Raw genomic sequence first — 12,139 nt, forward strand, 5'->3', positions numbered from 1 at the left:
CCATGACTCAGCCTCTGTTGGAACTCAAGGGCATCACCCGTAGTTTCATGGCCGGCGAGCGTGAATTCATCGCGCTCAAAGGCATCGACCTGACGATTCATGCCGGGGAAATGCTGGCGATCATTGGCGCCTCGGGCTCGGGCAAATCGACCCTGATGAATATCCTTGGCGGCCTGGATTACGCCACCGCCGGCAGCTACAAGATCAATGGCATCGAAACCCGCTCCCTGGGCGATGAGCAACTGGCTGAGCTGCGCCGTGATTACTTCGGCTTTATCTTCCAGCGCTACCATTTGCTTGCTCACCTGAGCGCCTTGCACAACGTGGAAATGCCAGCGATTTATGCCGGTACTCCTGAAAGCCAGCGTCACAGTCGTGCGCGGGAGTTGCTCCAGCGGTTGGGCCTGGCGAGTCATATCTCCCACCGGCCCAGCCAGCTGTCCGGCGGGCAACAACAGCGCGTGAGTATTGCGCGGGCCCTGATGAACGGCGGCGAAGTGATCCTCGCCGACGAACCCACCGGCGCCCTCGACACCCACAGCGGCAAGGAAGTGATGCGTATCCTCGCAGAGCTGCACGCGGCCGGGCACACGGTGATCATCGTCACCCACGACCCCAAGGTCGCCGCGAATGCCCAGCGCATTGTCGAGGTGTGTGACGGTGAGATCGTCAGCGACAAGGTCAATGACAGCGTTGACCTGGAGCTGCCCAGCGAAGCGCCGATCGAGTCCAGGCGCAGCGGTGCGCGGCGCCTGGTGGCGAGCCTGGGGCTATTCAAGGAAGCCTTCAACATGGCCTGGGTGGCGCTGATTTCGCACCGCATGCGCACCTTGCTGACCATGCTCGGCATTGTGATCGGGATCACCTCGGTGGTGTCGATCTCGGCCATCGGCGAAGGCGCCAAGCGCTATGTGCTCAAGGACATCCAGGCGATCGGCAGCAACACCATCGATATCTTTTCCGGCAACAGCTTTGGTGACAGTCGCGCCTCGGCGATCCAGACGCTGATGCCCTCGGATGTGGACGCGCTGAACCAGCTGTATTACGTCGACAGCGCCACGCCGGTGGTGGGCCGCAACCTGTTGCTGCGCTTTGGCAACATCGATGTGGATGCCCAGGTCAACGGCGTCAGTGATCGCTACTTCAAGGTCAAGGGCCTCAAGCTGGAAGCCGGCATTGCCTTCAGTGAAAGCGATGCGCGGCGCCAGGCCCAGGTGGTGGTGATCGACCACAACACCCGCCAGCGGCTGTTCGGGCCGAATATCGAACCGCTGGGCCAGGTGATCCTGGTGGGCAACCTGCCGTGTACGGTGATCGGCGTGACGGCGGACAACAAGAATATGTTCGCCGCCAGCAAGGCGCTGAACGTGTGGGTACCGTATGAGACGGCGGCGGGGCGCCTGTTGGGCCAGCGTCATCTGGACAGCATCACCGTGCGCATCAAAGACGGCCAGCCGAGCAAGGTGGTGGAGGACAACGTCAACAAGCTGATGCTGCAACGTCACGGCACCAAGGACTTCTTCACCAACAACCTCGACAGCATCATGCAGACGGTGCAAAAAACCAGCCGCTCCCTGGCGCTGCTGTTGTCGTTGATTGCGGTGATTTCATTGCTGGTGGGAGGCATTGGCGTGATGAATATCATGCTGGTGTCGGTCACCGAGCGTACCCGCGAGATTGGTATCCGCATGGCGGTGGGGGCGCGCCAGTCGGATATTCGCCAGCAGTTTCTGGTGGAGGCGGTGATGGTGTGTTTGATCGGCGGGATCATCGGGATCTCGTTGTCCTACGCCATCGGTTATCTGTTTTCGCTGTTTGTGAAGGAGTGGGAAATGGTGTTTTCGGTGGGCTCGATCATTACCGCGTTTGCCTGCTCGACACTGATCGGCATTGTGTTCGGTTTTGTGCCGGCGCGAAATGCGGCGCGGTTGGACCCGATAGAGGCATTGGCAAGGGACTGATCCCTATCTGCCAATGAGGACCCCATGTGGGAGGGGGCTTGCTCCCGATAGCAATTTTTCAGTCAAAGATGTAATGGCTGATACACCGCTATCGGGAGCAAGCCCCCTCCCACAGTTTGATCTGCGTGCGCCTAGAAACGGGTGCTGTCTTGGGTCGAGTACATCCACCGCAACAACGAATGCCGCCCACTGATCCCCAGCTTGATCGCCGCGCGCTTGAGGTAGCTTTCGATGGTGTTGACCTTCAATGCCAGTTGTTCGGCCAGCTCCGGTGCGGTGCGCCCGGCCAGCAGGCCCACGCACACTTGCAGTTCACGGTTGGACAGGGTCAGCCCCGATTGCACCAGGCGCTCCTGGATGCGTCGGCGCAGGGTTTCGATGCCCTGGTGCTGTGGCACTGCCGGCGGGCTGTCCTGACGGCCAGGCTGGATCGCGGTGATGTGTTTTTCCACCATGGGCAGCAACAGCGTGGAGAAGTCCTGCAACATGCTGCGCTCTTGGGCGGAAAAACTCTGCGAGGGGTGCGAGCGGTACACCGACAGCACGTAGCGCACATCGTCCTTGTGTCGGGTGAGGTGCAATTGTGCGGCGGGTTGCTCGGCCCCCAGGGTTGCCACCGAGTCGGTGTAGACCGGGCTGATCTTGCGGCGGCTGTGGCCTTCGCTGTTGACCTGCAGCTGGGTGATATGGGTGGCGTCCACGGCCAGTTGGGTGAGGATGAGGTCATGCAGCATACGTGGGAAATGGCGGCTGCCGGTGCTGGCGATGACCTTGCCTATATGTGGGAACAGGTGTGAGTTCATCAATTCGTCCATGAGTTTCGGGTACAGGTATTGGGCGTTATAGCGGCGGGAGTCAACAAGGTAACCGCTATGAATAACCTGCACGGATAATCCTTCCCGCCGCCACCATGCTAGTACAGGCTGGCAAAGGCAGGGGGATCCAATCGATAAAATTCAGATTAAAAACGCATAACGGTAGTCGGATCCGTCCGACCACCGCCAGGATAAAAATCACTTTACGTATAGGCGCTATCTCACAGCAGAGGGCGCTGTCGCGGCCTGACGCACCGTGTTGCGGCCGCACTTGGCCAGGGCCTGATGCACATCCGCCAACAGGTCGGCGACGTCTTCAAGCCCCACCGACAAACGCACCAGGCCCTCGCTGATACCGTGCTGCGCAAGTTGCTCGGGGGTATAGGTGGAGTGGGTCATGCTCGCCGGATGTTGCGCCAACGATTCGGCATCCCCCAGGCTGACCGCACGGGTGAACAGTTGCAGTGCGTTCATAAAGCGCCGCCCCGTCTCGATCCCGCCCTTGAGTTCAAAGGCAATCATGCCGCCGGGCAGTTTCATTTGCCGGGTCGCCAGTTCGTACTGTGGGAAGGACCGCAGCCCGGGGTAGATCACACTCTCCACGGCCGGGTGCGCCTGTAAGGCTTCGGCCAGCGCCTGGGCATTGCTGCAATGGCGGTCCATGCGCAGGGCCAGGGTCTTGAGGCCGCGCATCAGCAACGACGCGTCCTGGGGCGACATCACCGCGCCGGTCAGGTCCTTGAGCCCTTGCAGGCGAATGCGCTGTGCCAGCGCCTGGTTGCTCACCGCAATGCCTGCGGTGATGTCGCCATGGCCGCTGAGGTATTTGGTGGCCGAGTGCACCACCACATCGGCGCCCAGTTCCAGGGGCCGTTGCAGGTAGGGCGTGCAGTAGGTGTTGTCGACCACCAGGGTGACATTCGGCTGTTGATGGGCAAGCCTGGCCACGGCGGCGATGTCGATCAGGCGCAGGTTGGGGTTGGCCGGGGTTTCGCAGTAGATCATGCGGGTCGCCGGGGACAAGGCCGCTTGCAGGGCGGCCAGGTCGGTCAGGTCAACATGCCGCACCTTGATGCCGAATTCGCCGATGCCGTGGTGCAACAGAGCGAAGGTGCAGCCATACAGGGTCTGGCTGACGATCACCTCGTCGCCCGGGCGTAGCAGGGTCCAGAACGTCGCGGCAATCGCGCCCATGCCGGAGCTGAAGGCCACCGCCGCTTCACCGTTTTCCAGGGTGGCCATGCGTGATTCCAGCAGCGCCAGGGTCGGGTTGGAAATGCGCGTGTAGAAGTGGCCGCTGGCTTCGCCGGCAAAGCACGCGGCGCCGTATTCAACCGTGGGAAAGGCGAAGGTGGCCGACAGGTAAATCGGCGGTACGAGCGCGCCGTGGTGGTCCTTGGGGTCATAGCCGTGGTGAATGGCACGGGTGGAAAAGCCGCAGGTGTGGTGTTTATTGGTCATGTCGGGCGCTCCTTATTTCCTACAATGCTATGCTCATAACCACGGACGAACCTTGCAAAAACTGCTGGAAAAACCCGCGTTTGTGAATCAAACACCGATAAAAATAATGATTAGAGGCACGTTATGCCCATCAAGCTGGACCGCACCGACAAAGCCCTTTTAAACGCATTGCAGGGCAACGCCCGCCTGACCGTGGCCGAACTGGCCGAGCGGGTCGCCTTGACGACCTCACCCTGCTGGCGCCGGGTGCGCACCCTGGAGGAAAGCGGGGTGATCAGCGGCTACCAGGCGATCCTCTCGCCCAAGGCGCTGGGCTATGGGGTGACCGCGTTTGTCAGCATCATGATGGACAGCCACACCCAGGAAATCGCCCGCGCGTTCGAGCAGCGCCTGTTGGAGATTCCGGAAATTGTGGCGTGCCATAACGTGTCGGGCCGCTATGATTTTTTGCTGGAAGTGGTGGCCAAGGACCTGGAATCGTTTGGCGAGTTTGCCCGCGAAGTCTTGCAGACCTTGCCCTGCGTCAAGGAAATCTATTCGAGCTTTTCGTACAAGTCGGTGCGGCCGTTGCGGGTAATTCCGTTGCCGGGGTGAACGGCTCAAAACACCTCAATTGGCTTTTCTGTAGGAGCAAGCTTGCTCGCGAAAAACCTGAGAGCGCCGCGCTTGGGCTGTAAACCCGCGTCATCGTTGACGACCTTCGCGGGCAAGCCCGCTCCTACAGGGATTCGCGCCCGGCATGGGCATTGCTCTGCGCCACTTCATGCAACAACGCCTCAAACACCCGCTGCACCCGTGGCTCATCACTGTGGGCCACATTGAAGCGCATCGAGTCGCGATGGGCCGGGTCGTAGCCAAACAGCGCACCGGGCGCCAGCACCATGCTGCGTTTCAACGCTTCCTGGGCCAGCAATTCGCCGTTCACCCCCTTCGGCAGACGCGTCCAGATAAACATTCCGCCTTCATAGGCCATCGGCAGTTCGCAGCCGCAGCGCTTGAGCCATTGTTCGATGCGTCCACCGGCCTCCATCAGGCGTTGCACCATGCGCTTGCGATGCTTGGCATAACTGCCTTCGGTGAGCATACGGTAGACGATCTGTTCGAACAGTTCGGAGGTTACGCCGCCGCTCATCAACTTCATATTGGTGAGGTTGGCGGCCAGTTGCGGCGCGGCCACGACGTAGCTGACCCGGGTGTTGGCGCTGAGGATCTTGGAGAACCCTGACAAGTAGGTAACCTGATCGAGCCCGGCGACGGCAGCCAGGCGCGGGGGAGGGTTGGGGTGCAGGTCGCCATAAAGATCATCCTCGACGATATGGCAGTGGTATTGCTGGGTCAGTTGCAGCAGGCGAAACGCTTGGCTGGGGCTGAAGGTATGCCCGGTGGGGTTATGCAAAACGCTGGTGGTCAGGTAAAGGCTGGGGCGGTGTTCGGCCAGCAACTGTTCGAGGGCCGCGAAATCGAAACCGTCGGGGCGGCGCTCAATGGTCACGACCTTGACCCCATGCAGCGCCAGGTTGGCGTGGAAGTTGAAGTAGCACGGCGCGTCGAGCAACACCGTGTCGCCAGGTCGGGCCAGCAGGCGCATAAGCATGTCCAAGCCCTGCACAGTGTTGGGCGTGGTGATGATCTGTTCTACGGGCACCGACAAACCTTCACCGTGCAGTTTCTGTTGCAGCGCCTGGCGCAACGGCAGCAGCCCGGCTGGCGTGCCCAAGCCTGCGATGCGCAGCGTTGGCGCACGCACCACACTGCGCATGGCCTGGCGAATCGCTTCGCCATTGAGCCATTCCTCCGGCAAGTGCCCACCGCCGGGGCGCAGTTCGCCACTGGCGGTGACCAGCGGGCGACGCAATATGCTGAGCAGGTCCTGGGGCAACAAGTCGACCCAGGTCGCCGTTGCCGGCCGGGCGCTGTCCATCGCCACGAAGTAGCCACGGCCTTGGCTGGAGGTGAGCAAATGGCGCCCGCGCAGGCGGTCCAGCGCCTCATTGACGGTGAACTTGCTCACGCCCAGGGTCTGGGTCAATTCCCGTACCGACGGCAACTTGCTGCCCGGCGCCCATTCGCCGTTCTCGATGGCCTGGCTGAACGCCTCGACGATCTGCTGGACCTTGGGGGGGCCTTCCATAAAAGCGATGGCGGATACAAACATGACGGGTCCTTGTGTTTGCCGGTAATTTTACCGGTGAAGTCAGGCCGAATTAGGCATCACTTTACCTGCCTTGTGCAATGCCGCTGCCCTAGACTGCGCCGTAACCAGACCGCCAAGACCGCCCTGGGGCGGGCGCTTGAGGCGTGTTTCTTTCCATTCAAGGTCCGCGGCCATGACAAGTGCATTAACCCTGTCTTCGTTTCTCTACTTCCTGCTGTTTTGCGCCACCATGACCTTCAGCCCCGGCCCCATGACCCTGTTGTTGCTGAGCCTGGGCTTGAAGGACGGCCTGCGCAGTTCGATCCCGGCGCAGATCGGCGCCAGTGTGTCGTACCTGATTTCCATCCTGATTTTTGCCGTCGGTTTCTCGGAACTGATCAAGGGCAACCTTGCCATTACCCAGACCATCCAGTTTGTCGGGGTGGCCTACATTCTCTACCTGGCCTACAAGCAGTGGACCAACAGCGGCGTGTCGATCAACAGCGCGGGCGCCGTGGAAGGCTCGCGCAGCCTGTTTGGCAAAGGGCTGTTGACCGGGTTTTCCAACCCCAAGACCATCATCATGTTCAGTGCGGTGTTCCCGCAGTTTGCAGGTGCGGGCGAGCACAGTTCGGCGGCGGACATCGCCATTCTCGGGGCGACCTTCCTGTTGCTGCAATTTGCCAGCGGGTGCCTGTATTGCTATTTCGGCCAGCGCATCAAGCATGTACTGGAAAACCCCAAGCGGCGGGTGTTGTTGCAGCGGGTCACCGCAGTGCTGCTGTTGGGCGTTGCATGGATGCTGGCGCGTGGCTTTTCACACTGAAGGATTAGCGTGTAAGCAGTAGTGGCGATTTGACGTTGCCCTGTTAGACTCCAGGCACTCACTCAGGATTGCACCCCACCATGCCAGCCGTAGGAGGAAAGGGACTTCCGCTCGCTTCGCGCTTGTACAAATCTCGTCTTCTGGGGCTGAGCCTCGGCTTCATCTGCGTGGTGTTTGCCATGTATCCGCTGAGTCCTTCCCTTTGGGTGTGGGCCTGGATGCTGATCAACGCTTTTGTGTGGCCGCATGTGGCGTTTCAATTGTCTTTGCGTGCAGCCCATACCCTGGGCAGTGAGCGTCGTAGCCTGTTGTTCGATTCTTTTTGCGGCGGGTTTTGGGTCGGCGCGATGCACTTCAACCCACTGCCCAGCGTCACCACCCTGTCGATGATGACCATGAACAACGTGGCCATCGGTGGCACGCGCTTTATGCTGGCGGGGTGGGCGGCGCAGGCGCTGGGGCTGGGCGCGGCGCTGCTGATTTTTGCGCCTGGGTTTATCGCCGTGACCACCCAGGCCCAGTTGTATGCCTGCCTGCCGATCCTGATGCTGTATCCCTTGGTGCTGGGCTGGATCTGCTACCGCCAGGCCGTGACCCTGGCCCGGCACAAGCGTGAGCTGTTGGCCTTGAGCCGCACCGACAGCTTGTCCGGCCTGCTCAACCACGGTGCCTGGAAAGACCACCTGGACATCGAGTTCCAACGCTGCCGCCGAAACCAGGCGGGCGCCGCCATCGCGCTGATTGATATTGACCACTTCAAGACTATCAACGACACCTATGGCCATGTGACCGGCGATATCGTCCTGCGCCAATTGAGCAAAGTGCTGCGCCAGAACCTGCGCGCCACCGATCTGGCCGGGCGTTATGGCGGCGATGAGTTCTGCGTGATCCTGCCGGACATGCCCCTCAATCGCGCCACCGAAGTGATGGAGGCCTTGCGCGATCGCTTCAACGCCTTGGCCTATGCCCAGGACCCGGCATTGCGCGTCAGCTTGAGTATCGGCCTGGCGCCGTACCAGCCGACCCACGCTGACTCCATCGGTTGGCTCAACGATGCCGACCAGGCGTTGTACGAAGCCAAGAGCAGCGGGCGCAACCGGGTAAACGCCGTGCAGGAGGGTTGGTTGCGGTCGGTCTAGTGAGATAGGGTGTGGGGAGCCCATTCCAACAAAAAAGGATCGCTCCATGCTCTTCACTTTCCCGCGTACCCTGCTGGCCGCCACCCTGGCGTTGTCCTTCGTCATGCCGGCCTACAGCGCCGAACCTCACAAGCAGATCCAGGCGGATGCCGAGCAGTACAAGGCCCAGGCCCTGAAGCTGTTGGAGCGCCTGGTAAATATCGACTCGGGGTCAGGTTACGAGCCGGGCCTGACCCAAGTGCGTGACATCGCCGTGGATGAGTTGAAGCAATTGGGGTTCAGCATTGAATTGGTACCGGACAAGGCGGCCAATAACAGCCACGTGGTTGCCACCCTCAAAGGCACCGGCAAGGCCAGGATCCTGCTGATGGCGCACATGGACACTGTCTTCAAGGAAGGCTCGGCCGCCGAGCGCCCGTTCCACATCAAGGATGGTCGTGCCTATGGTCCCGGCGTGATGGATGACAAGGGCGGTATCGTCGCCGGCATCTACGCGCTGAAAGTCCTGAAAAACCAGGGCTTCAAGGACTACGCACAGATCACCTTCCTGCTCGACGCCAGCGAAGAAACCGGCTCTGAGGCTGCCTCGGAACTGATCCGTAAAACTGCCAAGGGCCATGACGTGACCCTCAACCTGGAACCCGGCCGCCCAGCGGACGGCCTGGTGGTATGGCGCAAAGGCAGCGCGACCGCGGTGGTCGAAGTCAAAGGCAAGTCCGCCCACGCCGGCGTCGCCCCGGAACTGGGACGCAACGCCGCCATGGAGGCCGCGCACCAGATCCTGCAACTGGGCAAGCTCGGTGATGAAGAGAAGAAGACCACCATCAACTTCACTGTGCTCAAATCCGGTGACCGCACTAACGTTATCCCCGACCAGGCCACTGCCAAGGCCGACGTACGTGCGGCGGTGCCGGAAGAGTTCGATCGAATCGAGAAGGATCTGGCGCGGGTATCAGCCAACAAGTTGATCCCCGACACTGAAGTGAAAACCAGCCTGCAACGTGGCCTGCCACCAATGCCGCAAACGGCCGAATCGGATAAGTTGGTGGCGATCGCCCAAGGTATTTATGGCGAGTTGGGGCGCAAATTGACCATCGAAGGCAGTGGCGGCGCGGCAGATGCCAGCTTGTCGGCCGGGGTAGGGACGCCGACGTTGGATGGGTTTGGGATTGTGGGGGGCAATATCCACACGGCGGAGGAATATGCCGAGGTGGAGAGCGTGGTGCCGCGGGTTTATCTGTTGAGCCGGATGATTATGGAGCTGGCCAAGCGCTGATCGGAGCGTTGGATTGAAGCACTGAAGAGATTCAAATGTGGGAGGGGGCTTGCTCCCGATGGCGGTGGATCAGCTTGCATATGCTTTGGCTGACCCACTGCTATCGGGAGCAAGCCCCCTCCCACATTGGATATTCAGTGTATCCAAGACTCGGGTCACCATGTGGCAGGGTCTTCGAGGCTGGCTTTTTGGAGGTCTTCTTTCCACCACTCATTAGCTAATCTATAAATTTCTTCGAAAAAGCCTTTTGGATTGTCCATGTCACTCCATCCCCAAGGCAGGGTGCAGTAATAGCCGGGAGCCTGTCTCAATAAGTGCGAAAAATTATAAGTTTCGTCGCTAAGTGCAGCCCCCAATTTGTCGCATAAGACCTTGCGATGTCGATAGCTTAGATCTGAAAATTTCTCAATTATGTATTTTTTGATCAGCCGCTCTCTATCTGTGTCAAGATTGATGTCGTAACATGCAAGCTCTTCACCTAAAGTCTCTTCGCGATCATAAATATCGAACGGACTGAGTAAGTGTCGAAGTTTCGGTGCGTAAGGGATATCTAGAAAAGGGTGTTTCAGCATTGGTCATTGCTCACAGGGAATACGGTATAAAGTTCTTTGGTTTCGCGATCGAATTTCGCGATCGCTGCATCGATATTTTCATCAAGGATTGGATTGTTTCGGTCAGAAGGGTTTGGTATGTATCCTCTTCCGCAACCCTGCATTTCGATTCGGACAACTGGGTTGCCGTAGTAATCTTCCCCGGTAAAAGGCGGTAGGTTGCGTTCTGCTCTGGTGGTTACCTCATTTAGTACAGCGAGTTGCGCTCGATGACTTTTAAACTGCGTACTTAACTGCATAGGATTTTTCCTTTAGTGGCTGTGCTGATTTGTTTAGGGGGGCGATCGATTATTTTTTGAGGAGTAAGTAGTTCTCAATTTTTCTTACGATGTGGCTCAGCCAAAGCGGCCCTGATGCCCACTCGTGCGGATAGTAATAATAGCAATACTGTTTGTGTAGCAGGTTCTCCAAAAGATTTGATTCGTTTGTATAGTATTTGAGCAGTTCTAGAATTTCTTCTTTTACGGTGATGATTACATCCGTAGATGAGTCTAGTAGAAAAGCATCAATGACCTCGTCAGCTGTGGCGTGCTCATCTACCCAGTCTTGATGGAAGTAAGCTCCAAAGAATTGCTGAAGTTCAGTTAGTTGGTTGTTCATTTTTCTATTGGGTATCCTGTCAGTAAAAGGTAGCCGTCTGGCATTTTTGGTTTTCGAATTAAAACTAGCATAAACTTGTAAACAGGTATGGATTCTGTGGTGCCTCTTATAACGCTCAACCCTACGGGTTGGCTCGAATGCTCTCTGATAATATGCTTGTCCTTCGTTCCTTGTAGGAATTTGGATATTTCCTGACTGTGCGAAGCCAAGCTTTTGGATACAAGTGCTTCTGCGTCTTCTAAAGTTTTGAACGTAGACGCTGCAGGTATATGTGGCTCCACCTCAAGCCTTTCTACCAATTGATAGTCAGTCCGCTCTACGTGCTTTTTAATCAGATGTCCGCCTGCTTTTTCATGCCCGTCTAGTACGCCGCTGGGTATTTTTTTTGCTGGAGCGTCGATTTTTGAGCCAGGACAAATTCCAACCTTACAGCTCAGCCCTAAGGGATCTACCCATCCCGTCGGATTGGGCACATACCTGTACCCATTGATCCCACCCGCCAACTTCACCGGATCCGGCGTCAGGTAGCGACCAATATCCGGATTGTAGTAGCGATGGCGGTTGTAGTGCAGGCCGCTTTCCTGGTCGAAATACTGACCCTGGAAACGCAGCGGATTGTCGATTTTGCCTACGTCGAGCCGGGCGATCTGGCCGTAGGCGCGGTAGTGGGCGGACCAGACGATTTCGCCTTCGGTGTCGGTCAGTTCTTGCGGGGTGCCGAGGTGGTCGAGTTGGTAGTGGTAGGGCGTTGTGGCTTGTGGTCCGTAGCCTTCCAGCAGTGCTAATGGGCGGAAGCTGTTGGGCTCGTAGATATAACTGCGATGACAGTCCGTATGGTGCTCGGCAATCAGCTTGTCGCCTTGCCAAAAAAACTCGGTGGTCTCGCCATCCACGGTTTTGCTGACACGTCGCCCAAACGGGTCGTAGCGGTAACTGGCGGTTTCGCCGTTCGGCTTTGTGATGGTGATTAACCGATGCTGGCAGTCGTAGCGATATTCGGTGACGAGTTGATGGCCTTTGCCGCGCCGTTCGCGGATCAGGTTGCCGAAGGCGTCGTAGTCGTAATGGCGGTCGCCCTGAATTACCAGGCGGTTCGCTGCGACGATGTCCGGCCCCGGGCGGTCTTGCATGAGCAGGTTTCCCGCCGGGTTATGGCCGAAGCGTTCCTGCACGTCCTGCGAATGATCGGCGCGGGTCAGGCGGGCAAGGGGGTCGTAGTGATAGTCGTGCTGACCTTTGCGGGTGTCGTGCAGGCGCGTGAGGTTGCCGCTTTTGTCGTAGTCGTATTGGCGTTGGTAGAGGTAGTTTTGCTGCTG

At 58.6% G+C, this 12,139-nt stretch carries 12 protein-coding genes and 1 pseudogene; 5 read left to right on the forward strand and 8 right to left on the reverse strand.

The window, feature by feature from the left end; all coding sequences use genetic code 11:
• Nucleotides 1-2: 2 nt before the first annotated feature.
• On the forward strand, nt 3-1,961 hold the full coding sequence (locus tag E4O98_RS11320; protein ID WP_248135006.1) for a MacB family efflux pump subunit: 1,959 nt from the start codon (nt 3-5) through the stop codon (nt 1,959-1,961).
• Nucleotides 1,962-2,092: 131 nt separating this feature from the next.
• On the opposite strand, the gene E4O98_RS11325 is transcribed toward E4O98_RS11320, so the two are convergent.
• Both E4O98_RS11325 and E4O98_RS11330 read right to left on the reverse strand, forming a co-directional pair.
• Entirely contained in the window at nt 2,093-2,764 is a 672-nt protein-coding gene (locus E4O98_RS11325) for a helix-turn-helix transcriptional regulator (protein ID WP_177327439.1), read from the reverse strand.
• Between the two features lie 228 nt (nt 2,765-2,992).
• Nucleotides 2,993-4,237: a methionine gamma-lyase gene (locus E4O98_RS11330; RefSeq protein ID WP_032880742.1), complete on the reverse strand. Its 1,245-nt coding sequence runs from the start codon at nt 4,235-4,237 to the stop codon at nt 2,993-2,995.
• Between the two features lie 123 nt (nt 4,238-4,360).
• Between E4O98_RS11330 and E4O98_RS11335 the strand changes: the two genes are divergently transcribed.
• Nucleotides 4,361-4,831, forward strand: coding sequence for an Lrp/AsnC family transcriptional regulator (locus E4O98_RS11335; RefSeq protein WP_005788981.1), 471 nt, complete (start codon nt 4,361-4,363; stop codon nt 4,829-4,831).
• A gap of 29 nt (nt 4,832-4,860) precedes the next feature.
• Here the strand turns inward: E4O98_RS11335 and E4O98_RS27710 are convergent.
• Both E4O98_RS27710 and E4O98_RS11340 read right to left on the reverse strand, forming a co-directional pair.
• Nucleotides 4,861-4,965: pseudogene (locus E4O98_RS27710) on the reverse strand (outer membrane lipoprotein carrier protein LolA); the annotation flags it as partial.
• Nucleotides 4,956-6,392 (reverse strand): PLP-dependent aminotransferase family protein, encoded by a 1,437-nt coding sequence (locus tag E4O98_RS11340; RefSeq protein WP_248135008.1) that lies wholly within the window; start codon nt 6,390-6,392, stop codon nt 4,956-4,958. The gene E4O98_RS11340 and the pseudogene E4O98_RS27710, both read right to left, overlap by 10 nt.
• Before the next feature lie 172 nt (nt 6,393-6,564).
• Here E4O98_RS11340 and E4O98_RS11345 point away from each other — a divergent pair, with 172 nt between their 5' ends.
• The 3 genes from E4O98_RS11345 (at nt 6,565) to E4O98_RS11355 (ending at nt 9,612) form a co-directional block, all read left to right on the forward strand.
• The gene (locus E4O98_RS11345) at nt 6,565-7,197 is read left to right on the forward strand and encodes a LysE family translocator (RefSeq protein ID WP_248090006.1); all 633 of its coding nucleotides are present in this window, start codon (nt 6,565-6,567) and stop codon (nt 7,195-7,197) included.
• An 80-nt stretch (nt 7,198-7,277) separates the two neighbouring features.
• Nucleotides 7,278-8,336: a diguanylate cyclase gene (locus tag E4O98_RS11350; RefSeq protein WP_103734597.1), complete on the forward strand. Its 1,059-nt coding sequence runs from the start codon at nt 7,278-7,280 to the stop codon at nt 8,334-8,336.
• 46 nt (nt 8,337-8,382) lie between these two features.
• The gene (locus E4O98_RS11355) at nt 8,383-9,612 is read left to right on the forward strand and encodes a M20/M25/M40 family metallo-hydrolase (protein WP_078821560.1); all 1,230 of its coding nucleotides are present in this window, start codon (nt 8,383-8,385) and stop codon (nt 9,610-9,612) included.
• Between the two features lie 155 nt (nt 9,613-9,767).
• Here E4O98_RS11355 and E4O98_RS11360 read toward each other — a convergent pair whose 3' ends face one another.
• From E4O98_RS11360 to E4O98_RS11375, 4 genes are all read right to left on the reverse strand, one after another.
• Nucleotides 9,768-10,184, reverse strand: coding sequence for a hypothetical protein (locus E4O98_RS11360; protein ID WP_248135010.1), 417 nt, complete (start codon nt 10,182-10,184; stop codon nt 9,768-9,770).
• Nucleotides 10,178-10,462, reverse strand: coding sequence for a hypothetical protein (locus tag E4O98_RS11365; RefSeq protein ID WP_248135012.1), 285 nt, complete (start codon nt 10,460-10,462; stop codon nt 10,178-10,180). The genes E4O98_RS11360 and E4O98_RS11365 overlap by 7 nt, the downstream gene beginning before the upstream one ends.
• A 49-nt stretch (nt 10,463-10,511) precedes the next feature.
• On the reverse strand, nt 10,512-10,823 hold the full coding sequence (locus E4O98_RS11370; protein ID WP_078821558.1) for a contact-dependent growth inhibition system immunity protein: 312 nt from the start codon (nt 10,821-10,823) through the stop codon (nt 10,512-10,514).
• Nucleotides 10,820-12,139: RHS repeat-associated core domain-containing protein (locus E4O98_RS11375; protein WP_248135014.1), on the reverse strand; the 1,320-nt coding region annotated here is incomplete at its 5' end. The genes E4O98_RS11375 and E4O98_RS11370, both read right to left, overlap by 4 nt.

The organism is Pseudomonas sp. W2Jun17 (genome assembly GCF_023127795.1).
GTDB classification, from domain to species: domain Bacteria; phylum Pseudomonadota; class Gammaproteobacteria; order Pseudomonadales; family Pseudomonadaceae; genus Aquipseudomonas; species Aquipseudomonas synxantha_A.

Coding starts and splice junctions, on each gene's coding strand:
- E4O98_RS11320 (WP_248135006.1), top strand. CDS start 3: ATGACTCAGCCTCTGTTGGAACTCAAGGGCATCACCCGTAGTTTCATG.
- E4O98_RS11325 (WP_177327439.1), bottom strand. CDS start 2,764: ATGAACTCACACCTGTTCCCACATATAGGCAAGGTCATCGCCAGCACC.
- E4O98_RS11330 (WP_032880742.1), bottom strand. CDS start 4,237: ATGACCAATAAACACCACACCTGCGGCTTTTCCACCCGTGCCATTCAC.
- E4O98_RS11335 (WP_005788981.1), top strand. CDS start 4,361: ATGCCCATCAAGCTGGACCGCACCGACAAAGCCCTTTTAAACGCATTG.
- E4O98_RS11340 (WP_248135008.1), bottom strand. CDS start 6,392: ATGTTTGTATCCGCCATCGCTTTTATGGAAGGCCCCCCCAAGGTCCAG.
- E4O98_RS11345 (WP_248090006.1), top strand. CDS start 6,565: ATGACAAGTGCATTAACCCTGTCTTCGTTTCTCTACTTCCTGCTGTTT.
- E4O98_RS11350 (WP_103734597.1), top strand. CDS start 7,278: ATGCCAGCCGTAGGAGGAAAGGGACTTCCGCTCGCTTCGCGCTTGTAC.
- E4O98_RS11355 (WP_078821560.1), top strand. CDS start 8,383: ATGCTCTTCACTTTCCCGCGTACCCTGCTGGCCGCCACCCTGGCGTTG.
- E4O98_RS11360 (WP_248135010.1), bottom strand. CDS start 10,184: ATGCTGAAACACCCTTTTCTAGATATCCCTTACGCACCGAAACTTCGA.
- E4O98_RS11365 (WP_248135012.1), bottom strand. CDS start 10,462: ATGCAGTTAAGTACGCAGTTTAAAAGTCATCGAGCGCAACTCGCTGTA.
- E4O98_RS11370 (WP_078821558.1), bottom strand. CDS start 10,823: ATGAACAACCAACTAACTGAACTTCAGCAATTCTTTGGAGCTTACTTC.